The organism is Mesorhizobium sp. RSR565B (assembly GCF_054719465.1).
This window is the reverse complement of sequence record NZ_JBTTIE010000001.1, coordinates 2,650,206-2,672,992: the sequence shown is the minus strand read 5'-3', so window position 1 is coordinate 2,672,992 and position 22,787 is coordinate 2,650,206. Positions and strand designations below refer to the sequence as shown.

Genomic DNA, 22,787 nt, shown 5'->3' with positions numbered 1-22,787 from the left:
AGCTGATCTCCCCCCTTGCGGGGGAGATGTCCGGCAGGACAGAGGGGGGTGTCTGGGCTCAATGCCTCAAGCCCTGACGCGAATGATTCAAGGCCTCACCTGTCCCGACCCGCGCACGCGGTATTTGAACGAGGTCAGCTGTTCGACGCCGACCGGACCGCGCGCATGCATCTTGCCGGTGGCGATGCCGATCTCGGCTCCCATGCCGAATTCGCCGCCATCTGCGAACTGCGTCGAGGCATTGTGCAAAAGGATCGCCGAGTCGATCTCGTTGAAGAACCGCTCGACCGCTTTGGTATCCTCGGCGATGATCGCCTCGGTGTGGTGTGAGGAGAACGTCTCGATATGGTCGATGGCACCGGCAATTCCGTCTACCAGCTTTACCGCGATGATGGCCTCGAGATATTCGGTCACCCAGTCGGCATCGGTCGCCGGCTTGGCGTCGAAGAACAGCTTCATCACTTCCTGATCGGCATGGATCTCGCAGCCGGCGGCGCGTAGCGCGCCGAGGATCGGCACCAGATGCGTGGAGGCCACCGCGCGGTCGACCAGCAAAGTCTCTGCAGCGCCACAGACACCGGTGCGCCGCATCTTGGCGTTGACGGCGATCCTGACCGCCATGTCGAGATCGGCCGAGCGGTCGATGTAGAGATGGCAGATGCCTTCAAGATGGGCAAAGACCGGCACCCGCGCCTCGCTCTGGACGCGCCCGACCAGGCTCTTGCCGCCCCGCGGAATGATGACGTCGAGATTGCCGGAAAGCCCTTTCAGCATCTCACCGACGGCGGCGCGGTCAGTGGTCGGCACCAACTGGATGGCGTCTTCGGGCAGGCCGGCGGCCTTCAACCCCTCGACCAGGCAGGCATGGATGGCGGCGGACGAATTGAGCGAGTCCGAGCCGCCGCGCAGGATCACCGGATTGCCGGCCTTGAGGCAGAGTGCGCCGGCATCCGCCGTCACATTCGGCCGGCTTTCATAAATGACGCCGACAACGCCGAGCGGCGTGCGCACGCGCTCGATCTGCAGGCCGTTGGGGCGATCCCAGGCCGCGATCACATCGCCGACCGGGTCCCTGAGCTCGGCGATTTCACGGATGCCATCCGCCATGGCACGGGTGCGCGCCGGATCGAGCTTCAGCCGGTCCATGAACGAGCCGGACAATCCCGATTCGTGGCCATTCGAGACATCGATGGCGTTGGCGTCGAGAATGTCCTGCTCACGCGAAATGATCGCGTCGGCCATGGCGACGAGTGCGGCATTCTTGGCGTTGGTCGTGGCGATAGCCAGCGGTCGGGCGGCGGCGCGCGCATTGCGGCCTATCCGTGCCATCAAACTGGCTACATCTTCGCCTTGGTGTTTGTTCAACATCTGACCGCTCCGGTGAAGCCTGGTGGATTTACACGCGGCCGGCCTTCGCGGCAATGGCCGCAAATTCGGGAGAGCAGAATGAAGAGCGCCGCAGTCTTGTTTGCTTTGGCCACGATGCTGGCGCCCACCGGCCTTCGCGCAGCCGATTACTGCGATGACAAGATCGAACTCGGCGAGAGCCCCGATGGCCTGGCCATGACCATGGTAGGTTCGATGATGTCCCTCGTACTCGCTGAGCGCTATTGCGGCGCGCTACCGAAGCCGTTTTCCCAAATCTACGTCGTAGTTGAGGAGGGACATGGATGTGGGCCGCGTGTGAGGCTTGAAGCAGAATTCAAGAAAAAGATGGAGGAGGAAAAAGCGACAGACGCAATGATAGCCGACTCAGTCATGCACGACCTCATCGCAGACGGGACGGACCTCCCCCAAGCCGAAATGGATAAACGTGCCAAGGCTATCATTGAAGGACAGTTGGGAGGTTGCAGCAAGCTTCTGAAAATTCAACGGGACGTTCAGGAGAGGTACCGCAACCCGCCCAAATGGCCGCGTGAACCTGACAAGTAGCGCGCCGTCAATCGCAGGGCCGCGCCTCACTCGGCCGCGCCGCTCACCACCAGATCGTCGCGGTGAATCATCGCCGAGCGCGCCTCGTAGCCGAGCACGGTTTCGATCTCGGCGGACTTCAGGCCTGCGATCCTTACGGCATCGGCGGCATCATAGGCAACCAGCCCGCGCGCGATCTCGCGCCCTCCGGGCGACAGGATCGCCACCGTGTCGCCGCGCGAGAAATTGCCGCTGACCAGCCTGACGCCCGCCGGCAGCAGCGATTTGCCGGACAGCAGCGCACCGATGGCGCCGGCGTCGACGGTGAGCCGCCCGGCCGGTTCGAGCTGGCCGGCGATCCAGCTCTTGTAGCCTTTCACCGGATTGGCGCTCGGCCTGAAGAAGGTGGCGCGCTCGCCACGCTCGATCGCCATCAGTGGCGACAGCCTGGTGCCCGAGGTGATGATCATGGCGGTGCCGGCGGCGGTGGCGATCTTGCCGGCGTCGAGCTTGGTGCGCATGCCGCCGCGCGACAGTTCGGAAGCGGCCGCCCCCGCCATCGCCTCGATATCGGGCGTGATGCGGTCGACCACCGGAATGAATTTTGCATCGGGATCGCGCGCCGGCGGCGCCGTATAGAGCCCGTCAATGTCGGAGAGCAGCACCAGCAGGTCGGCGCCCATCATCGTCGCCACGCGTGCCGCCAGCCGGTCATTGTCGCCATAGCGGATTTCGGAGGTCGCTACCGTGTCGTTCTCATTGATGACCGGCACCGCCTTCATCTTGAGCAGCGTCGAGATCGTCGCGCGGGCATTCAGATAGCGTCGGCGCTCCTCGGTGTCGCCGAGCGTCAGCAGGATCTGGCCCGATTTCAGCGCACCCTTGCCCAGCGCATCCGACCATGCGCCGGCGAGCGCAATTTGCCCGACGGCGGCCGCCGCCTGGCTCTCCTCGAGCTTCAGCGCCCGTTTTCCGAGACCGAGAATGGTGCGGCCGAGCGCAATGGCGCCGGACGACACGACCAGGATCTCGGCGCCGCCATTGGCCAGCACCGCAATATCCTCGGCAAGCGAAGCCAGCCAGTCGCGCTTCAGGCCGCTGGTGCGGTCGACCAGCAAGGCCGAACCGATCTTGACCGTGATGCGCCGGTATTTTGTCAGCGACTGCGCCGTCATCGCTATCGGTCCCAGCGGGTCTCGACGGGAGCGGCAGCCCTGTCGCGCGCTTCGCCGACAACTGCCATCAGCGCGCGCAGCACCGCTTCGACGCCCTCGCCGGTGGCCGCCGACAGCAGCATCGGCGCGCGGCCGGCAGCGCGTTTGAGGGACGCAACCTTCTTCTTGCGCTCATCGGCGTCGAGGATATCCACCTGGCTGAGCGCGACGATTTCGACCTTCTCGATCAGCCCATTGCCATAGGCGTCGAGCTCGGCGCGCACGGTCTTGTAGGCTTTGCCCGGGTTTTCCTCCTGCGCCGAGACCAGGTGCAGAAGTACACGCGTGCGCTCGACATGGCCGAGGAAGCGGTCGCCGATGCCGACACCCTCATGCGCGCCCTCGATGAGGCCCGGAATGTCGGCGATGACGAATTCGCGCGCATCGATGCGGGCAACGCCGAGGCCGGGATGCAGCGTGGTGAAGGGGTAGTCTGCGATCTTCGGCTTGGCCGCGGTGACGGTTGCCAGAAAAGTCGACTTGCCTGCATTGGGCAGCCCGACCAGGCCGGCGTCGGCAATCAGCTTCAGCCGCAGCCAGACATTCATCTCTTCGCCGGGCTGGCCGGGATTGGCGCGGCGAGGCGCCTGGTTGGTCGAGGTCTTGAAATGCTGGTTGCCGAAACCGCCATTGCCGCCCTTGGCCAGCAGGAAGCGCTGGCCGACCACGGTCAGGTCGCAGATCAGCGTCTCATTGTCCTCGGCAAACACCTGGGTTCCGGCCGGCACCTTGAGCGTCACATCGGCGCCCTTGGCGCCGGTCATGTTGCGGCCCATCCCGTGGACACCAGTCTTGGCCTTGAAATGCTGCTGATAGCGATAGTCGATCAGCGTGTTGAGACCGTTGACCGCTTCCAGCCAGACATCGCCGCCGCGGCCGCCGTCGCCGCCATCCGGGCCGCCGAACTCGATGAATTTTTCGCGCCGGAACGACACAGAGCCGGCGCCACCGTCGCCGGAGCGGATATAAACCTTGGCTTGATCGAGAAATTTCATTGGACTACGCAGTTTCTGTTGGCCTTGCGGCTTTGCTCTAGATCTTGCGCCTTGCTCTAAACCAAGGCGCGGCCAAGGGCGAGGCCGTTTTGCGACTAAAGCGCCGGATGCCCTTTTGTCGGGGACGCGGTAGCAGTGTTCGCGGACGGAGCTTGAGGGGCGCGGGAATGAAGGTTGTGAGCTACAACATCCAGTACGGTATCGGTCTGGATGGCCGCTACGATCTCGGCCGCATCACCGAGGCGGTTCGCGGCGCCGACGTGATCGCGCTGCAGGAAGTGACCCGCAACAATCCGAGGAACGGCAACCGCGACATGGTCGCCGAGATCGGCGAGGCGCTGCCCGAATATTTTGCCGCCTACGGCAGCAATTTCGAGGTCAATGTCGGCTCGCGCCTGGAGGCCGGCCGCGCCATCACCACCACTTTCCAGCTCGGCAACATGGTGCTGTCGAAGACGCCGATCCATCTGTCGCGCAATCTGCTTTTGCCGCGCAGCCGCAGCCTTGAGGCGATGAACTTCCAGCGCGGCGCACTCGAGGCGCTGGTCGAGACCCCGCTCGGCTTCATCCGCTTCTATTCCACGCATCTTGACCATCGCAGTCCGGTTGAGCGCGCCAGCCAGATCAGGTTCCTGCGCCAGCGCCTGTTGAACTATGCCTTCGAGGGCGGCGGTCTCTCCGGCATTCCCGAGATCGGCCTGCCGGACCTGCCCTATCCCGAAGCCTTCATAGTCATGGGCGACTTCAACATGCTGCCCGGCTCGCCCGAATATGTCGAACTCGTCGGCCGCCCGGACCATGAATTCGGCATGCCGCTGACCGCCGATCTCGCCGTCGACGTCGCCCAGCGCCTGAACACACCAGACGTCGTCACCTGGGTCGATCCCACGCGACCCGAAGACACAAGCCGCCACAAACGCATCGACTACATCTTCACCTCGGCCTCGCTCGCCGGATCGCTGAAGCGCCTGTGGGTCGACCGTGAAGCGGTCGGCTCGGACCATCTCCCGATTTGGGTCGAGATGGGCTGACCGGCGATTGTTCATCTGCCGGCGTTCTTGCGGTCGACGATCGCCATCATGATCGCATCGACGTATCGGCCGTCGATCTTGACCGCGTCACGCTGCACACCCTCGGTGACAAACCCGACCTTGTAGTAGAGGGAGATGGCGCGGGCATTGTCGGAATGCACGGAAAGCTCGATGCGGACGAAGCCGATGTTGCGTGCTTCCGTCAAGGCGGCATTGATAAGCCGCAGTCCCAGACCACGTCCTCGATAGTCCGGCACAATTCCCATTCCAAGGGTGCCGCGATGAGCATGTATCTGCCGGTCATGCCGTGAGATATCGCACCAACCGACAACCTCGCCACGAACAACCGCCACGAACCCTGGGTCGCCTCTCCCGATGCGGTCCACTATGAATGTTCGGGTTTGATCGAGCGGCGGCGCTTCCAGGAAAGACGGGTACTTCCGCTCACGCGCAACGATGTCGAGCGCCTGGTGAAAACTCTCGACATCGCGCGGCGTCATCGGCGCAATCGTGACTGCTTCGATATCGTTGCTATAATCGGCCATCGGCTTGATCGGAACAAACCATCAGAAGTGGACCCAGTTGCGCAGGCTGATCCAGGTCTTTCTGTCCAGCCGGTACCGCTCGACCGGCACCTGGCCGGCGACGATCGAGTTCAGCATGCCCTGGCCGGCATACTGGAAGCCGCATTTGTGGATGACCCGGCGCGAGGCCGGATTGATCACCCGCGTCGAAGCCTGCAGCACCTGGATCGACGTCCGTTGGAAGGCGAGGTCGACCAACGCGTGCGCGGCCTCCGTCGCATAGCCGCGCTTCCAATAGGGCTCGCCGATCCAGTAGCCGAGTTCCAGCCCGCGATCGGTCATGTTGAGGCCGGCGCAGCCGACGAAAATGTCGGTGCCGGCGAGCGTCAGGGCGTAGGCGATGCCGGCCCGGCGCGACCGGGTCATGGCCAGGAAGGCGCGTGCCTCGGCCTCGCCATAGGGGTGCGGCATGCGGGCCAGCATCTCGGCGACATGACGGTTGTCGGCAAGCTCGACCAGTTGCCCGATATCGGCTTCGCAGGGAGCGCGCATCACCAGCCGCTCCGTGGCCAGCACCGGGCAATCTATCGCGTAACTTTCGTCTTCGGTGTCTTCCGCTTCGGCAACCATTCGACGTCCTCCAGGCAAGAAAAAAGGGGAGATGGAAAACCCATCTCCCCTGATCCTTTTCCTGGCTCCATTCACTGGTTTGGCCAGACACCGGTTCCCGAGATGGGCGCCGGTTTTATAGTGCGGAACCGGCTACTCCGCGGCTTTGGTAATCGGGTTGACCGATACGTAGGTTCGGCCGTTGGCTTTTTTGTTGAAGGTGACTGCGCCGGTCTCGAGCGCAAAAAGGGTGTGGTCCGTGCCCATGCCGACATTGACGCCGGGATGCCAGGTGGTGCCGCGTTGACGGATGATGATGTTGCCCGGGATGACGGCTTCGCCGCCGAACTTCTTCACGCCCAGACGCTTGGAATGCGAGTCGCGACCGTTGCGCGACGAGCCGCCAGCTTTCTTGTGTGCCATCTAACTAACTCCGATGCGCCCTGGGGCGCTTGAATGGTCTTATGAACGCGTTCGCGTTCCGTTTCAAGTCCGATCCGGCGACCTTGTCGCCGGTTCGTTTTACTTCTTCGCCAGTTCCTTGGCCTGCTCGCGCCAGTCGTTGATCTGGTCGGTGCTGAAGGGCATGTGCGCGTCGATCTTGGCCACGTCCTTGTCCGACAGCTTGGCAAGCTGGGCGAAGGTGGTGATGCCCTGCTCGTGCAGCTGGCCGGCGGCAACCGGGCCGATGCCCTTGATCACGGCCAAATCGTCCGGCTCGCCCTTCGGCGCCTTGAACAGCGGCGCGGCGACGGCGGTCTCCGTCTTGGCTTCATCCTTCGGAGCAGCCTCGGCTTTGGCTTCCTTCTTCGCCTTGGCTTCCTTCGGCGCGGCCTCGGCCTTCGCCTCGGGCGCTACGTCAGCCTTGACTTCCACCTTGGCTGCGGCCTTCTTGGAAGGCTTGGCGCCACCCAGCAGGATCTCGGCGATCCGCACGGTGGTCAGAAGCTGGCGATGGCCGATCTTGCGGCGCGAATTCTGCCGGCGGCGCTTCTTGAAAGCGATGACGGTGCGGTTCTTGCCCTGCTCGACGACTTCCGCCGTGACCAGAGCGCCATCGACGAACGGGGCGCCGAAGGTGACATTTTCGCCTTCGCCATGGGCGAGGACGCTGCCGATTTCGACGATATCGCCGACATTGGCTTCGAGCTTCTCGATCTTCAGGAGATCGTTGGCGGCAACGCGATACTGCTTACCGCCCGTTTTAATGACTGCGAACATTTTTTGCCTTTCGCTGTTCGGTCGGCCTCGATGAGCCGCGTCACGCGGTTCGGCCGTCTTTTTGTCAGTCTGCGGGTTCGAAAAACAAGCGGCGTGGAAGAACCCTCCACGCCGATTGCGCGCTTCCCCTAACCGAAGGTTCGGTACGAGTCAAGGCAAACGGGCGGAATCCTTGGCCACGCCGCCTCCTTGCCGCCCCCGATCTCTCCAGTCGAGGACCGGTTGGCCCCATCTGCCGACGTGGCCGCAACGCAGCCCTCCAGACAGAGCCCGCACAGGAAGCTGAATTCCCCCGCGGATTTGGCCTTGTAACCTGCCCGCCCAGCCGTTATCTAGTGCGCCGCGCCGGCAACGGCCGACCATGACCGCGGAGAGGTGGCAGAGTGGTCGAATGCACCGCACTCGAAATGCGGCATGGGTGCAAGCCCATCGGGGGTTCGAATCCCTCCCTCTCCGCCACCCTACGCCCTGCGGGCTTCGGGTGGCAGGCCACCCGGAACCGCATCTGGGCGTAGGAGTGTCGCCCGAAGCTACGAAGTAGCGTAGGGGGACCGGAACGAAGCAGGATGCCCTCCGAAGCTTCAGCGAAGGGGCTGCCGCTAGGCAACGAGGCCTTGCCTCATTTGGTTTACCTCTTCGATCGGGACTGGATGCCCGGTGAGGAAGCCCTGCATCAAATTTACCCCCAGGCGCTGCAGCAATATGTACTGCTCTTCGGTTTCGACGCCCTCGGCGAGCACGACATGGCCGAGATTGCGAAGCAGTCCGACCATGTCCCGCAACAGGCTCAAGCCGCGAGAGGTCTGGCAATCGTGGAGGAAGCTGCGATCGATCTTTACCACGTCGAATTTGAACCGGCGCAGCCATGTAAGGCCGGCAAATCCCGTTCCGAAATCGTCCAGCCAGATCTGAACGCCAAGTTTTCGCAACCGCTCCACGTTTCTGACCGCTTGCGCCTCCAGAAAGATGTCACTGCCTTCGGTGATTTCGATGGCCAGTTTCTGTGGCGCAAGGCCGTGCCTGCCAAGGATTTCGGTGATCCGGAGTGAAAAGTTGGGAGCCTTGAGCTGAAGAACGGATACGTTCACCGTCACGACCGAGCCCAATCCGTATTCCGCCATATCACCGCAGGCTCGATCGATCAGCCACGTACCCAGTTCCACGATCGCTCCGGTCTGCTCGGCAACGGGTATGAATACGGACGGACTGATCATGGTGCCGTCGAAGTCGCATACCCGCATCAGACTCTCGTGGCCCAGCACGCGTCCCGACGCCAGCTCGCGAATTGGCTGGTAAGCGACAGAAACGAGCTGGTTGGAAACTGCCACCTTCAGCAGTTCTGAAAGATTTTCGCCGGAGCGATCCTGGCTGGTGGCATGCGGGTCGTAAATCGTGAACGTAGCCCGACCGGCAAACTTGGACGCGTAGAGCGCGCGGTCAGCTTCCTGCAGCAGGATTCTAAGCTCTATGCTCTGATCGGCGCGCGTCAACGACGCCCCGGCACTGATCGTTACGATGTTGAGCTTGTCGCCCCGATCAGGGTGGTAGATATCCAAATCCTCTACAGCGCGACAGAATTTCTTCGTTATCTCATGAAGGTGAGCCCGCCCGGTGACCTTGCAGAGAATGACGAATTCTTCTCCGCCATAGCGGGCCGCGATGGCGTTGTTGGCAGCCGCCATCTCGGAGAGGACATGGGCGAGTTTGATCAGGCAATCGTCGCCGGCCTGATGACCAAGTCCGTCATTGAACCTTTTGAAGTAGTCGACGTCGATCAGAATGAGCCCTATCTCGTCGTCGTCCGCGGCCCAGTCTTCGCGCAGCTCCGAGAATTCTCGAATGATCGCCCTGCGGTTCTTCATTCCCGTGAGCGGATCGGTGTCGGCGATTTCGGTTAGCTTCTGCCCCTTCTTGATAGCAGCCTGCTCCTGGAACTGCGCCCGAAGCGCGTGCAGGAAGGTCTGGTACCGCTCCAGGCTCAGCCGCCAGGAAAGATAAAGCGACAAGACGAGGCAGTTCACGAAATAGGCCGACAACACGACCCGACCGGCGATGTCGGCCTGAAGGGAGAACATCGCGGCGTACACAAAGCTTGCGGCGACCGTCGCGGAGGCAAGGGCTGAAAGCCAAAAACGGAAGTTGAAGAACAGATTCGCACCCAGGATGAACACGGTGCCAAAAACCATGAAATGGGAGAGGGCATCCTGATGCTCTGTTCCAACAGCGGAGACGAGCCACCCAAGGGCACCGGATACAATCGCCAGCGCTGCTACAAGGTGCAAGGTGGCAAGGGCAAAGCCCCGTCGGGCGACAAATTCGACAAGCGCCAGGGAAGTGATCCCTAGCGTAACGCGCGTCAAAACAAGCCGGCCGGCGATATCCGGAAAAAGAAACCAATCGAAAAGGCCATAGGCCACATAGCTGAATACAGCAGCCGCAATACCCCATCGCACAAGGCTGCGATTCTCATCGGCATCCTTCTGCAGGAACAGTGCCAGCAGTTCCGGATCGGCGGAATGCCACCGCGGACGTCCAATCGCTGCCGCCACCTTGTGGGCAACGTCCTCGCTCAGTTGCATCGCAACGCTCCTCCGCGATCTGCAGTAGCGAATGCAACAGCCGACGTCGCCTGCGGTCGGGGAATGAAGACGCCCCTGTCCGCAGGAAAAGTCAGATGTCGCTAACCGAGGGTAAACGGGTGGTTCGGATTTAGCCAGTTTGCAGGATTGATGGCCGCTCCATCGACTAAAATTTTATTAAAATTTTATTAAAATTATTAGCATTGGTTGGCGGCGCACCTATGCTGCTGGCCGGGGACCGGGGCGGTAACCGGAGAGTAAACGGCATGCCTATCAAGCCAAAACTGCAGCTCGACCAATACAGCCTGGTCACCACCAGGCTGATGAAGAAACATGTTGCGACCTCCGAAGAGGCAGCTGACTCCGACGAGTTGAGGGACAGCACGGCCCAGCTCGCCCTGATACTGGACCTTGCTCATCAAGCCTTTGCGCGACACAAACCGGCCGCCCCCGTCGTCCATCGTTTGGCGGGGCGACTCCACAAGCTCCGCCGGCAGGTTGCTCCCGCGGTTTGGCAGAAACTCGTTCCTTTGGCTCAGCAGCATCGGGTTGCGGAATATTTGCTCCAGGACCCGTTCACGCGGTGGTCGGTCGAAAAACCGCGCGGGTATTCGGGCGATGCAGGCCTGCTGGATATTTACTACAAGCATCCGATCGCCGACGAGATCGTGGCCTCGTCGACCTTACTTGGTCGGCAAATCTATGCGTACACCAGTGAAGCTGCCAGTTCGGTGGCGGGGCGCGAGCGGCGGGATATTCTGGCCAGGACCGTGGACGAGACAGCCAGCAGTGTGGAAAAGGCTGAGGTGCTGGCGATTGCATGCGGCCACCTCAGGGAAGCCGAACGCTCCGACGCGTTGGCCAGGCATAAACTGCAACGTTGGATCGGCCTGGATCAGGACCCCGTCAGCGTAGCCACGGTGAACCACGACTTTGCCGGCACGGCAGTCGAGGCAGTCCAGGGTTCCGTACGCGGCATCCTGCGCCGCGCCTACGCCCTTGGCACATTCGATCTCGTCTACGCATCGGGGCTTTACGATTACTTGCCCCGTGCCATCGGCGTCCGCCTGCTTCAAAGAGCCATGGAACTCGTCAAGCCCGGTGGCGAATTCCTGTTTGCCAATTTCAGCGACGAGATAACGACGGATGGTTACATGGAGACTTTCATGGATTGGCCGCTCATCCTACGTTCGGCCGACGATATGTGGGACATCATCAATGCCGCGCTCGGCGGGAGTCCTTTCGACGCGAAAGTCTACTATGGCTCGAACCGGAATATCGTTTACGGCAAGGTGAGGAAGGGCGATCTCTAAATAGGCGCGGGAATCGCGCGCGCATCCCCGTAACAAGGTAGGTCTGCCATGACGAGGCCATGCCTTCGCCGGCTTTCCGGCGACGGGCGAGCAGGTCGTCCGGGGCTGCGGGCGGCCTACGCCGTGTTCGTTCTGCTTGCCGCCATACAGATGTGGCGGCGGTTCCAGCAGCACGACGGTGCTGCCCGCTCGGCGGGCTGCGTCTGGCCGTGTTGCTGGCACTGCCGCTGATCGCCAGGCTGTCGGTCGTGCAATGCAACGCGACTGGCCGGCCTGATCAGGCCTCGAAATAGCGGGCACGATCGAGATCGGCGATGAGCCCCGGCCCGGTCGGCTGCCATCCCAGCGCAGTGCGGGTCTGCTCACTTGACGCCGACAAGTCCCTGCCGATGAAATGCCCGAGAAAGCCGAAATGCGCAGCCGCGTCCTCGGGGCCTATGGAAACGACCGGCAGGCCGAGCCGGCGGCCGATGATCTCGGCGATCTCTTTGCTCGCCACGCCCTGTTCGGCAACCGCATGATAGCTGACGCCGCCCGCCCCCTTCTCCAGTGCCAGCCTGTACAGGGTGGCGGCGTCGAACCGGTGCACCGCCGCCCAGCGATTTGCGCCGTCGCCGACATAGGCCGAGACGCCCTTTTCACGCGCAATGGCAATCAGCATCGGCACGAAACCGTGATCGCCCTCGCCATGGACGGTCGGCGCCAGCCGCACCGTCGATGCGCGCACCCCGCGCGCTGCGAGCGCCACGGCCGTTGCTTCCGAAGCGCGCGGCATGGAGGCCGATGGAGGCGCAGGTTTGTCGTCTTCGGTTGCCGGCCTTCCCTGCGCAAAACGGGCGAGTCCGGAGGTGACAAGCAGCGGCCGCTCGGAACCCTCGAGCGCCGCGCCGAGCGTTTCGATGGCGCGCTGGTCCGCTGCGCAACTGGCGGCGAATCTCGAAAAGTCGTGGTTGAAGGCCGTGTGGATGACGCCATCCGCTCGGGCAGCGCCGCTGCGCAGGCTGTCGAGATCCTCGATATCGCCGCGATGCACCTCGGCACCCGCTGCCACGATCGACTTCGCACCTGCTTCCGACCGTGCGAGGCCAAGCACCTGATTGCCCGCCCCGAGCAATTCCCGCACAACCGCCAAACCGACAAAACCGGTGGCGCCGGTAACGAACACACGCATGATCATTTCTCCTTGGTTTTTGTCGAAGGCCGTACAAGCAGCCCGTTGCCGAAGGAGATAGAAGGTTGAGATCATACGATCTATACTGTAAAATCCGAGATATCTTCGCAATCGTCCGAGAACGCTCATGGATCCGCTGTCAGACGTGCTGTCGCTACTGAAGCCGCGCAATTACCTGTCCGCCGGCCTGGAAGCCGGTGGCGACTGGGCGATCCAGTTTCCCGACCAGCAGGCCGCTATCAAATGCGGCGCCGTGGTGTCCGGCCGATGCTGGCTGTCGCTCGAGGGCGTCCCTGACGCGGTGCGGCTGGACGTGGGCGACTGCTTCCTGTTGCCGCGCGGCCGGCCTTTCCGCATTGCCAGCGATCTCGGCCTGCCGACGGTCGATGCGCGAACGATCTTTTCACCGGCGCGGACCGGCGGCATCACCGTCCATAATGGCGGCGGCGATTTCCTCCTGGTCAGCAGTCGCTTCACGCTGTCCGGCGACCATGCCGGCATCCTCTTGCGGATGCTGCCGCCCATCGTCCACATCCGCGGCGAGAGCGACCATTCGGCGCTTCGCTGGCCGGTGGAGCGGATGATGCAGGAATTGCGCCAGCGGCGTCCCGGCGGCTTTCTCATCGTCGAGCACCTCGCCCACATGATCCTGATCGAGGCCTTGCGCCTGCATATGACCGCGCAAGGCAATGTCGGCTGGCTGTTCGCACTTACCGACAGGCAGATCGGCGCGGCGATCGGCGCCATGCACGAGGACCCGGCGCATGGCTGGACATTGCAGCAACTGGCGGAGCGCGCGGGCATGTCGCGATCGACTTTTGCGCTCAGATTCAAGCAGACGGTCGGGGCCTCACCCCTGGATTATCTGACGCGCTGGCGCATGATGCTGGCCGGCGACAGGCTGATGCATTCCGGCGATCCGGTTTCCGTCATCGCGCTGGCGCTCGGCTACGAATCCGAAAGCGCCTTCAGCACGGCATTCAAGCGCGTCATGGGCTGTTCGCCGCGGCAGTACAGCCGCCGGGAGCCGGACCTGACTGCGCAGGCCGAACGCGAAGCCGCCTGAGGCGGCGATCCGATCGCCTTGATCACCTTGCCCTTAAAGGCTGAAGCGCGAACGAAACTCGGTGAACGACATCGCCAGATGGTTCTCGTCCACATGGCCGGTGATTCCGTCCACACTGCGCGAGTCGAGTTGTAGCGGGCGAGCCAGAGCGGACAATTGCCGAAGCCGCTCGGATTTCCCAGCGCGCTTCGACCGCTGCGGCCCTTCTGCTCAGATCGATCCCTTGCTTGCTCCATGGCATGCGCTTGACAATCGACTGATTCGCAACCCTTCGGGAATATAAGTATTCCAGTAACTTAGGGATAATCGGCAGCAGGAACTAGATTTCAGACGCTCAATTGGCACGAGCAAAATCGCGTTTTTCATGCTTTCAGAATGACTTGCTCGCGTGCTGGCGGTTAACCGGCACCAACTTCTCCGATTTCCTTGCCTCTACGGCTGGGTAGCGCAATAGGGTTAATTGCGCGATTGCTAATATGCCTATATCTTAGGCGGCGCGGGGGGCCTCATATCTTCCCGCAGTGGCCGGTGCGGTGAAGCCCCACAAGCATGCCCAACCTGCACCGGCCATTCCCTATGGCTGGGTATGGTGTTCCCGCTCGGCAATCTTTTCCAAGAGCTTCCGTGAAGCCTCTAGGACGCGTCGCGTTTCGGCGATGGTCGATTGCAGGGAGTCCAGTTGGCTCTCCGCTCGGAGCTGGCTACGGCGGGCGCTTTCAATGAACTGGTGGTCAGGTTCCCACCGGTCTTTCATCGGGCTTAGCCTCTCTACAGACGAACGAACTTGTCGAGAAGCAGGCGTATCCGCTGGCCCTCAGCATAGGACAGCGCAAACGGTTCAATCACGAATGATCGGGTAATTTCCTGGTCTTCCTTGGCCACAGGAACGGACCATTCGCCGCCGGCTTCGACCACTTCCACGCAAGGCAATGCTTTGCGGATTGGACCCACGTTTCCACCACAGCCTCTATACGAAAAGCAATGGTAACCTCGAGTTTTATACTCCCGTCGAAAGCGGGTTTTCAACAACAAAGATGGTCTGAATCATACCATTCGGGTCAGGGATAGCGGCTGCCGACGTAGCGTCTCCAAGGCCGAGAAAACCGCCATCCGCGCGCAACAGCGGGTTTCCATAGTCACGGCTACATCCGAAGAATCGACCGCATAGATTCAGGAATGTGTGTTGTCGTCACGGTTCCATACAATTTGGAAGGCCATTCCCCTACGGCAGGGTAGCGCCAAAATGAAAGGATAAGCGGGCGGGCAAGTTGAAGGCGTACTGATGCCGGATCGGGCTTTGGTCCAGCAAAACCCCTTTCAGCCTGGCGTCTCGGAAAGGTGCGCGGCAATGGCGCTGACAAAAATCGCGCCGAACTCCTTGAGCTTGGCCGCACCTACGCCGTTGACCCCGGCAAAATCGTCGAGGTCTTGCGGACGACGCTCGGCCATGTCGATCAGTGTACGATCCGAAAACACCACATAGGCCGGCACCTGGCGTTCCTTGGCCAGACGCAGCCGCAGCGTCTTCAGCGTCGCGAGCAGCGACGCATCTACATTTTCGCTCTGGGGGCTCTGCCCGGCACGAGCCGCGCGGCGCGCGGCGCGCGTGCGCATCTCGACCCGATACTGGAACGGCACCTCGCCCCGGCCGAGTGCGTGGCCCTTGTCCGCGATGGCCAACCCGCCATGGCCGGCCGGGTCCGGCATCAGGAAACCGTTCGCGACCAGCTGGCGAATCATAGATTGCCAAAAATCCTTCTTGTGCGCGGCGCCATTGCCGAAGGCTGCCAGCCTGTGATGCCCCCTTGCCGCGATCTTTTCAGTCTCGTGGCCGATCAGGATGTCGATGACATGGCCGGCGCCGAAGCGCTCGCCGCTCTGCGCCACCGCCGCCAGGATGAGGCGCGCCTCGGAGGTGCCGTCGGCGCGCGGCGCCTGTTCCAGGCAATTGTCGCAATTGCCGCAAGGGACCGCCTCTTCACCGAAATAACCGAGCAGCACCTGGCGGCGGCACTCGGCCGTCTCGCAATAGCCGATCAGCGTATCGAGCCGGCCATGCGAGCGGCGCTTGTGTTCGACAGCGGCGTCCTCGTCGTCGATGAACATGCGGCGCATGCGGATGTCGCCAAGGCCGTAAAGCATATGCGCCTCCGCCGCCCGGCCGTCGCGACCGGCGCGGCCGATTTCCTGGTAATAGGCCTCGAGGCTGCCCGGCAGGTCGGTGTGGAAGACATACGCGACATCAGGCTTGTCGATCCCCATGCCGAAGGCGATGGTCGCCACCATGACGACGCCCGACAGCGTCATGAAGGCGTTCTGGTTGGCATCACGCGCCTCCTTGCTCATGCCGGCGTGATAGGCGAGCGCGGGGACGCCGTTCTTTTCGAGGAATGCCGCCATCTCTTCGGTCTTCTTGCGCGACAGGCAGTAGACGATGCCGCTGCGCCCCTGATGGCGCTCGATGAAGTTGAGCAACTGCCGCTTGCTGTCCTGCTTGGGCTCGATGGCAAGCTTGATGTTGGGCCGGTCGAAGCCAAGCACCTGCGTTTCGACACGCCCGCCAAACAGCCGTCTCTCGATGTCTGCCCGCGTCGTCTCGTCCGCCGTCGCCGTCACCGCAATGATCGGTACGTCGGGAAAGATGCCACGCAGCTGCGACAGGTCTTCATATTCGCGCCGGAACGCCGGCCCCCACTGCGAAATGCAATGCGCCTCGTCGATGGCGATCAGGCTGACATCGAGCCTGGCAAGCGCATCCAGCATCCGCTCGGTCATCAGCCGTTCCGGCGCGAGGTAGAGCAGCCGCGTCTGGCCCGACGCGACGCGGCGCCATGCCGCGACATTGGCATCACGGTCGATCGAGGAATTGATCGTATCGGCGGCGACGCCGGCGAGGCGCAGTGCCGCGACCTGATCCTGCATCAGCGCCACTAGCGGCGAAACGACAATGGTCAGCCCACCCTTGACCAGCGCCGGAACCTGGTAGCACAGCGATTTGCCGGCACCCGTCGGCATGACGGCCAGCACATGGCGGCCGCCAAGCAGCGCCTCCATCACCGCGGCCTGTCCGGGACGGAAATCGTCGAAGCCGAACACGTCCTTGAGGACGCGCCGTTTGGGATCGTGCGTCGGCACGCTTGTCGTCAATATCTGCATCACTGATGTTTCGATCGGCCGCCCGAAGCAGCGGCGTGGACAGAACGATTAGCGCAGCCCCTGCGTGACCACAACAAGCAGCAGCAACACCCCACCGGCGATCGACCTGATTGGCATCGTTAAACCTATCTTCACCATGTTGCGGCACCGTCCAACCCTGCGGCGATGTTTCGAGTACCGCTGCGCCACGAGCGCACAGGCAACAGCCCGCGCCTCCCCAGGAGGCGCGGGTTTCCTGTTTCTGGAATTGCCGAAAAAGGTCAGGCCAGGAAATCGGCGCGGTGCGGGGTAAAGCTGTCGACCAGGCGCCCGGCCTCCAGCGCCTTGACGCCGTGCACCAGATTGGACGGCACGATGAAGCTGCCGCCGGTCTCGATGGTCGCGGTGCGGCCGTCGATGGTCACCTCGAAGCGGCCTTCGGCGACATAGCTGGCCTGGACATGCGGGTGCGAATGCAGCGCGCCGACGCCGCCCTTGTCGAAGCCGAACTCGACCATCATCAGCTCATCGGTGGAGACGAGAACGCGCCGCCTGTTGCCGTCCGGCGTCGGCGTCCACGCGCTCTCGCCGGGCTGTGCGAAAATCTTGGCTTCAATCATGACCATCTCCTCATCGCGCCAGCCAGCCGCCGTCCACGGGAACCACCGCGCCATGCATATAGTCGGACGCTGGCGCCAGCAGGAACACGGCGGCATCGCCTATGTCTTCCGGCCCGCCCCAACGTCCCGCCGGAATGCGCGCCAGGATGGCAGCACTGCGGTCGGGATCGGCGCGCAACGCCTCGGTGTTGTTGGTTTCGATATAGCCGGGCGCAATGGCGTTGACGTTGATGCCTTTTGCCGCCCATTCGCAGGCCAGCAGCCGGGTTATGCCGAGCGCGCCATGTTTCGACGCGGTATAGGACGCGACGCGGATGCCGCCCTGGAAACTCAGCACCGAGGCGATGTTGACGATCTTGCCGCGCCGCCTCGGGTCGGTCAGCACGCGCCTGGCAAAACCCTGGCTGAGAAAGAACAGCGTCTTCAGATTGACGTCGACGACGTCGTCCCAGTCGGTTTCCGAGAAATCGACCGCATCGGCGCGGCGGATGATGCCGGCATTGTTGACCAGCCCGTCGATCGGGCCGGTCTTCTCCCACACCTGGTCGAGCATGGCCTTGGCGGCAACATGATCGGCGAGATCGCACCGCACAGTCTCGAACTGGCCGCCGGCTTCCGCGACTTGTCTTTCCGTGTCGTCCATCGCCGAGCGGCCGACACCGATGACGGTGCCGCCGGCGCGCGCGATCGAGACCGCGATGCCCTGGCCGATGCCGGTGTTTGCGCCGGTGACCAGGACGCGCTTGCCGGCCAGGCTGAAGGAGGAAGGGCCGCTCAACGCAGTTCGCCCAGCGGCACCGGGTCGACATCGGTGTAGTCGACATTGTCGCCGGCCATCGCCCAGATGAAGGAATAATTCGAGGTGCCTGCCCCTGAATGGATCGACCAGCCGGGCGACAGCACTGCCTCCTCATTGGCCATGACGATGTGGCGGGTTTCGTCCGGCTCGCCCATGAAATGGAAGACGCGCGCCGTCTCCGGCAGGTCGAAATAGAGATAGGCCTCCATGCGCCGGTCATGCACATGGCAAGGCATGGTGTTCCACACCGAGCCCGGCGCCAGTTGGGTCATACCGACCAGCAGTTGGCAGGTCTTGACGCCATCGGCATGGATGAACTGGAAGATGGAGCGTTCGTTGCAGGTTTCCTTGCTGCCGAGATTGAGGCGCTTGGCATCGCCAATGCGGATCAGCCGGTTGGGATGGGTGTGATGCGCAGGCGCGCTGAGCAGATAGAATTTGGCCAGTGCGCCCTCATCGGCCGATGCGAACGAAACGTCGGTGCTGCCCATGCCGAGATAGAGCATGTCGCGCGCCTGCAACTGGTGGGCCTCGCCATTCGCCGTCACCGAGCCGGCGCCGCCGATGTTGACGATGATCAACTCGCGGCGGTCGAGAAAATTCTTGGTGCCCGTCGGCTTGATCGCCTCCAGCGGCAGTTGTGCCGCAGCCGGCACGGCGCCGCCGACGATCATGCGGTCATAGTGGGTGTAGGTCAGGCTGATGCGTCCCTGCTGGAACAGGTCGTCAATATGGAAATTGTGACGCAGCTCGTCGGTTCCCATGGACGCCGCGGCGACCGGGTCGATGGCGAAACGCGAGGTGAAATCGGTATGCGGGCGACTTTGAGACATTGCTGCTCCGGCTGAAAATGGTTATTCGGATGCCGCCGCCTTGACCGAGTCGGCGTAGAAGACTTGGCGGGCGTGCAGCCGCTCGCGGTAGCGCTCCTGGCTGGCGGTGAGATGAGCGCGCATCGCCTCGCGCGCAGCTTCGGCGTCGCCCGAGGTGATCGCATTCAGGATCACCAGATGCTCGCGTTGCAGCCCGCGCTGATAGCTGTCGGATTGCACCAGTTCGGTCGACCAGGGCGAGGTCACGTCGCAAGGAATGGCGCGGCGTCCGAGCACATCGAGCATCTCGACATAGAACGGATTGTTGGTGGCGCTGGCGATTGCCCGGTGGAAGGCGAGATCGGCCGGGCCGGTCGGCTCGCTGTTGAGAAGCAGCCGTTCGAATTCGAAGAACGCTTCCTGGATCGCTGCTTCCTGCGCGGCGTTGCGGCGGATGGCGGCGAGCCCGGCCGATTCGATTTCGACGGCCAGGCGCACTTCGAGCACATTGAGCGCGATGGAATCCTTGCTGCCCATGTCGGCGGCGAGAGCGCCGAACATCGTTGAGATGTGCTCGGTGACGAACACGCCGGCGCCCTGGCGCGCCTCGACCAGCCCGTCGGCGGCGAGCTTGGCCAGCGCTTCGCGGATGACGGTGCGGCTGACGCCGAAGGTCTCGGTCAGCTGGCTCTCGGTCGGCAATTTGTAGCCGGGCAGGATCTCGCCCGCCTGCAACTGCTTGCGGATCGCCGCAACGACGGTCTCCGACAGTTTGGGTTTTCTCTCGACCCTGAGATCAACAGCGCTATCCGATGCCATATCGCACCCCTGTTTGAAGACGCCTATTTGAAGACGCCCTATTTGAACACGCTCGGCAACCAGAGCGAAATCGCCGGAATATAGGTCACCAGCCCCAGAACCACGATGCCCGCGCCATAGAACGGCCAGATCGAGCGCATCGCTTCCCAGACCGTAATCTTGCCGACGGCACAGGCGACGAACTGCACCGTGCCGACCGGTGGCGTGTTGAGGCCAATGCCGAGATTGAGGATGGTGATGACGCCGAAATGCACGGGGTCGACGCCGTAATGGGTGACCAGCGGCAGGAAGATCGGCGTGCAGATGATGATCATCGGCCCCATGTCCATGAAGGTGCCGAGCAGCAGCATCAAGACGTTGAGCAGAAGCAGCACCACCAGCGGATCGGTGGAGATGGCGTTCATGCCTGCGATCAGCAACACCGGCACTTTGAGATAGGCCATCAGCCAGCTGAACGAGGCCGCCGTGCCGATGATCAGCAGCACCATTGAGGTCGTGCGCACCGCGCCCTTTGTGGCATGGACGAAATCGCCCCAGGCCATCGACCGGTAGACGAAGACGGTGACCAGCAAAGCGTAGATGATGGCGATGCAGGAGCTTTCCGTCGCCGTGAAAATGCCCGAGCGAACGCCGCCGAAGATGATCCCGATGAGCAGAAGTCCGGGGATGGCGATGACCGCCAGCTGGCCGACACGCGAGAAGCCGGGAAAAGCCTCGACCGGGTAGCCGCGGCTGCGGGCGACGAAATAGGCGGTGACCATCAGCGAAGCGGCGAACAGCAGACCAGGCAGGATACCGGCGGTGAACAGGTCGGCGATCGAAATCTTGCCGCCGCCGGCGATCGAATAGATGATCATGTTCTGCGACGGCGGCAGAAGCAGCGCGATCAGCGCCGCCATCGAGGTGACGTTGACGGCATAGTCGGCTCCGTAGCCGCGCGCTTTCATCTGCGGGATCATCAGCCCGCCGACGGCAGCGGCTTCCGCCACAGCCGAGCCGGAAATGCCGCCGAACAACGTCGCGGCGATGATGTTGACCTGACCGAGCCCACCGCGGACATGACCGACCAGCGAGCCGGCAAAGGAAACGATGCGCTGCGCGATGCCGCCGCGCACCATCAGGTCGCCGGCAAAGATGAAGAACGGGATCGCCATCAGCGAGAACGCCGACATGCCCGACTTCAATTGCTGGAACACCACCAGGGGCGGCAGGCCGAGATAAAGCACGGTGGCGAAGGACGCCGCACCCAGGCAAAAGGCGATCGGCGTGCCGGCAAACATCAAAAGCGTGAAGACGCCAAACAGGATCCAGAGTTCCATCTAGGCCTCCTGCACGGCCGGCATTTCCGGCACTTCTTCGAGATTGATATCCTTGTCGATGTCGGCGCCGGACCAGCGCAGCGCGATGCGTTCGGCCGAGAACAGGCAGATCAGAAAGCCGCCGGCAACCAGCGGCAGATAGTCGAAACCGCCGGGAAGTTCGAGCGCCGGGATGACAGTGTGCCAGGTCAGCCCGACCAGCTTGCAGCCGTACCAGACCATGCCGAAGCCGAAGCCAAACGCGATCAGGTCGGACAGGGTGCGCAGCGCCCATTTGCTGCCCTTGGGCAGGATATAGAGCAGCACGTCGAAGCCCATATGGTAATTCTCGCGCACACCGACGGCAGCGCCCAGGAAGATGAACCAGTTCATCAGCATGATGGCGGTGACTTCGGTCCAGCTCGGTGACGCGTTGAGCACGAAGCGGGAAAACACCTGGTAGGCAACAAGCGCGGTCATGGCGACCATCCCGATGCCCGCGAGATAGAGCGCACCGTCGCAAATCTTCGAAAGCACCGCGCTGAAGCGCGGTGGCGCTCCGCTCCTGGCCGTTCCCGCAGTCATCCGATCCTCCCGGTCTTTCCGTCCCCTAAAAGCGATTGGCGGGGCGGCGCCATGCCGCCCCGCCAGAAAATCACTTGGTCGCCTGGATGCGCGTCGCGAGGTCCTTGAGCTCCGGCGCCTTCAGATACTTGTCGTAGACCGGCTTCATCGCATCGATCAGCGGCTGCTTGTCGATCTCGCTGACCTTGACGCCGGCCTTCTCGACGATCTCTCGCGACTTCTTCTCCTGCGCGTCCCACAATTCGCGCATCTTGACGACGCTATCCTTGGCCGCCTGCTTGACGATCGCCTGGTCTTCCGGCGTCAGTCTGTCCCAGCTCGATTTCGACATCACCAGCACTTCCGGCACGATCTGGTGCTGGTCGACGGTATAGTGCTTGGCGACTTCGTAGTGCTTGGCGGATTCGAAGCTGGGCCAGTTGTTCTCGGCGCCGTCGATGACGCCGGTTTCGAGCGCCGAATAGACCTCGCCATAGGCCATCGGCGTGGCATTTGCGCCAAGCGCGTTGACCATGTCGACGAACACGTCGGACTGGATGACGCGGAACTTCATGCCTTTCAGATCGGCGATCGAGGTGATGTCCTTCTTGGTGTTGTAGAAGGAACGGGCGCCGGAATCGTAGAAGGCAAGGCCGACCAGATCATGCGTCTCGAAGGCCTTGAGGATCTCGTCGCCGATCGGCCCGTCCATGACATGGCGCATGTGCTCGACCGAACGGAACATGTAGGGCAGCGACGGCACCGCGGTTTCCGGCACGATGCCGTTGAACGGACCCATCGAGACGCGGTTCAGATCGATGACACCGGTCTGCGTCTGCTCGATCGTGTCTTTTTCCTCGCCGAGCTGCGCCGAATGATAGACCTCGACCGAATAGCGGCCGGCGGTGCGCTCCTTGATGAGCTCGCCGAGATATTTGACCGCCTCGACGGTCGGATACCCGTCCGGATGGGTGTCGGCCGAGCGCAGTACGGTCTGGGCGCCGGCAACGCCGATCATCAGCGAGCCGAAGGCGAATGTGGCTGCCATCAGTTTTGAAAAATGCAACATGACTGTCTTCCTCCCTTTTAAAATTCCACGCGCCCGG

22 protein-coding genes and 1 tRNA gene are annotated in these 22,787 nt (G+C 62.6%); 5 read left to right on the top strand and 18 right to left on the bottom strand.

Features of this window, described 5'->3' with window-relative positions:
* Positions 1 to 87 precede the first annotated feature (87 nt).
* Positions 88 to 1,368 carry a glutamate-5-semialdehyde dehydrogenase gene (locus tag ACYG9R_RS12960; protein ID WP_023824281.1) on the bottom strand — a complete coding sequence of 427 codons (1,281 nt, stop codon included), beginning with the start codon at positions 1,366 to 1,368 and terminating at the stop codon, positions 88 to 90.
* Between the two features lie 78 nt (positions 1,369 to 1,446).
* On the opposite strand from ACYG9R_RS12960, the gene ACYG9R_RS12955 reads away from it, so the two are divergent.
* Complete coding sequence (locus ACYG9R_RS12955) at positions 1,447 to 1,932, top strand: hypothetical protein (protein WP_023824282.1); 486 nt, start codon at positions 1,447 to 1,449, stop codon at positions 1,930 to 1,932.
* Between the two features lie 26 nt (positions 1,933 to 1,958).
* Here the strand turns inward: ACYG9R_RS12955 and proB are convergent, their stop codons facing one another.
* Entirely contained in the window at positions 1,959 to 3,086 is a 1,128-nt protein-coding gene (proB, locus tag ACYG9R_RS12950; protein ID WP_023824283.1) for a glutamate 5-kinase, read from the bottom strand.
* A 2-nt stretch (positions 3,087 to 3,088) separates the two neighbouring features.
* On the bottom strand, positions 3,089 to 4,120 hold the full coding sequence (obgE, locus tag ACYG9R_RS12945) for a GTPase ObgE (RefSeq protein WP_023668691.1): 1,032 nt from the start codon (positions 4,118 to 4,120) through the stop codon (positions 3,089 to 3,091).
* Between the two features lie 167 nt (positions 4,121 to 4,287).
* Here obgE and ACYG9R_RS12940 point away from each other — a divergent pair, with 167 nt between their 5' ends.
* Positions 4,288 to 5,151: an endonuclease/exonuclease/phosphatase family protein gene (locus ACYG9R_RS12940; RefSeq protein ID WP_023700238.1), complete on the top strand. Its 864-nt coding sequence runs from the start codon at positions 4,288 to 4,290 to the stop codon at positions 5,149 to 5,151.
* 11 nt (positions 5,152 to 5,162) lie between these two features.
* Here the strand turns inward: ACYG9R_RS12940 and ACYG9R_RS12935 are convergent, their stop codons facing one another.
* The 4 genes from ACYG9R_RS12935 to ACYG9R_RS12920 all read right to left on the bottom strand — a co-directional run bounded on the left by ACYG9R_RS12935 (position 5,163) and on the right by ACYG9R_RS12920 (position 7,505).
* The gene (locus tag ACYG9R_RS12935) at positions 5,163 to 5,696 is read right to left on the bottom strand and encodes a GNAT family N-acetyltransferase (protein WP_023726145.1); all 534 of its coding nucleotides are present in this window, start codon (positions 5,694 to 5,696) and stop codon (positions 5,163 to 5,165) included.
* A 21-nt stretch (positions 5,697 to 5,717) separates the two neighbouring features.
* The gene (locus ACYG9R_RS12930) at positions 5,718 to 6,305 is read right to left on the bottom strand and encodes a GNAT family N-acetyltransferase (protein ID WP_023824284.1); all 588 of its coding nucleotides are present in this window, start codon (positions 6,303 to 6,305) and stop codon (positions 5,718 to 5,720) included.
* Positions 6,306 to 6,437: 132 nt separating this feature from the next.
* Positions 6,438 to 6,707, bottom strand: a complete 270-nt coding sequence (gene rpmA / locus ACYG9R_RS12925) for a 50S ribosomal protein L27 (RefSeq protein ID WP_015315190.1) — start codon at positions 6,705 to 6,707, stop codon at positions 6,438 to 6,440.
* 99 nt (positions 6,708 to 6,806) lie between these two features.
* Positions 6,807 to 7,505, bottom strand: a complete 699-nt coding sequence (locus ACYG9R_RS12920; RefSeq protein WP_023726143.1) for a 50S ribosomal protein L21 — start codon at positions 7,503 to 7,505, stop codon at positions 6,807 to 6,809.
* Positions 7,506 to 7,874: 369 nt separating this feature from the next.
* Here ACYG9R_RS12920 and ACYG9R_RS12915 point away from each other — a divergent pair.
* Positions 7,875 to 7,964, top strand: a tRNA-Ser gene (locus ACYG9R_RS12915).
* Positions 7,965 to 8,104: 140 nt separating this feature from the next.
* On the opposite strand, the gene ACYG9R_RS12910 is transcribed toward ACYG9R_RS12915, so the two are convergent.
* Positions 8,105 to 10,084: a putative bifunctional diguanylate cyclase/phosphodiesterase gene (locus ACYG9R_RS12910; protein ID WP_023824285.1), complete on the bottom strand. Its 1,980-nt coding sequence runs from the start codon at positions 10,082 to 10,084 to the stop codon at positions 8,105 to 8,107.
* Positions 10,085 to 10,350: 266 nt separating this feature from the next.
* On the opposite strand from ACYG9R_RS12910, the gene ACYG9R_RS12905 reads away from it, so the two are divergent.
* Positions 10,351 to 11,397, top strand: coding sequence for a class I SAM-dependent methyltransferase (locus ACYG9R_RS12905; protein ID WP_023824286.1), 1,047 nt, complete (start codon positions 10,351 to 10,353; stop codon positions 11,395 to 11,397).
* A 277-nt stretch (positions 11,398 to 11,674) separates the two neighbouring features.
* On the opposite strand, the gene ACYG9R_RS12900 is transcribed toward ACYG9R_RS12905, so the two are convergent.
* Positions 11,675 to 12,568 carry an SDR family oxidoreductase gene (locus ACYG9R_RS12900; RefSeq protein ID WP_023824287.1) on the bottom strand — a complete coding sequence of 298 codons (894 nt, stop codon included), beginning with the start codon at positions 12,566 to 12,568 and terminating at the stop codon, positions 11,675 to 11,677.
* 127 nt (positions 12,569 to 12,695) lie between these two features.
* Here ACYG9R_RS12900 and ACYG9R_RS12895 point away from each other — a divergent pair, with 127 nt between their 5' ends.
* The gene (locus ACYG9R_RS12895; RefSeq protein ID WP_023824288.1) at positions 12,696 to 13,634 is read left to right on the top strand and encodes an AraC family transcriptional regulator; all 939 of its coding nucleotides are present in this window, start codon (positions 12,696 to 12,698) and stop codon (positions 13,632 to 13,634) included.
* 768 nt (positions 13,635 to 14,402) lie between these two features.
* On the opposite strand, the gene ACYG9R_RS12890 is transcribed toward ACYG9R_RS12895, so the two are convergent.
* The 9 genes from ACYG9R_RS12890 to ACYG9R_RS12850 all read right to left on the bottom strand — a co-directional run bounded on the left by ACYG9R_RS12890 (position 14,403) and on the right by ACYG9R_RS12850 (position 22,750).
* Positions 14,403 to 14,555 (bottom strand): hypothetical protein, encoded by a 153-nt coding sequence (locus tag ACYG9R_RS12890; RefSeq protein WP_023684112.1) that lies wholly within the window; start codon positions 14,553 to 14,555, stop codon positions 14,403 to 14,405.
* A gap of 396 nt (positions 14,556 to 14,951) precedes the next feature.
* Complete coding sequence (gene recQ / locus ACYG9R_RS12885) at positions 14,952 to 16,790, bottom strand: DNA helicase RecQ (RefSeq protein ID WP_023824289.1); 1,839 nt, start codon at positions 16,788 to 16,790, stop codon at positions 14,952 to 14,954.
* A 260-nt stretch (positions 16,791 to 17,050) separates the two neighbouring features.
* A complete protein-coding gene (locus ACYG9R_RS12880) occupies positions 17,051 to 17,389 on the bottom strand; it encodes a cupin domain-containing protein (RefSeq protein WP_023684110.1) in 339 nt (112 codons plus the stop codon).
* A 10-nt stretch (positions 17,390 to 17,399) separates the two neighbouring features.
* Positions 17,400 to 18,167 (bottom strand): 2-dehydro-3-deoxy-D-gluconate 5-dehydrogenase KduD, encoded by a 768-nt coding sequence (kduD, locus tag ACYG9R_RS12875; protein ID WP_023704936.1) that lies wholly within the window; start codon positions 18,165 to 18,167, stop codon positions 17,400 to 17,402.
* Positions 18,164 to 19,021 carry a 5-dehydro-4-deoxy-D-glucuronate isomerase gene (gene kduI, locus ACYG9R_RS12870; RefSeq protein ID WP_023824290.1) on the bottom strand — a complete coding sequence of 286 codons (858 nt, stop codon included), beginning with the start codon at positions 19,019 to 19,021 and terminating at the stop codon, positions 18,164 to 18,166. The genes kduD and kduI overlap by 4 nt, the downstream gene beginning before the upstream one ends.
* Before the next feature lie 21 nt (positions 19,022 to 19,042).
* Complete coding sequence (locus ACYG9R_RS12865) at positions 19,043 to 19,819, bottom strand: FadR/GntR family transcriptional regulator (protein WP_023824291.1); 777 nt, start codon at positions 19,817 to 19,819, stop codon at positions 19,043 to 19,045.
* Between the two features lie 38 nt (positions 19,820 to 19,857).
* Positions 19,858 to 21,138, bottom strand: coding sequence for a TRAP transporter large permease (locus ACYG9R_RS12860; protein WP_023684106.1), 1,281 nt, complete (start codon positions 21,136 to 21,138; stop codon positions 19,858 to 19,860).
* Positions 21,139 to 21,702, bottom strand: coding sequence for a TRAP transporter small permease (locus tag ACYG9R_RS12855; protein WP_023668678.1), 564 nt, complete (start codon positions 21,700 to 21,702; stop codon positions 21,139 to 21,141).
* A 70-nt stretch (positions 21,703 to 21,772) separates the two neighbouring features.
* Entirely contained in the window at positions 21,773 to 22,750 is a 978-nt protein-coding gene (locus ACYG9R_RS12850) for a TRAP transporter substrate-binding protein (protein ID WP_023824292.1), read from the bottom strand.
* Between the last annotated feature and the right edge of the window lie 37 nt (positions 22,751 to 22,787).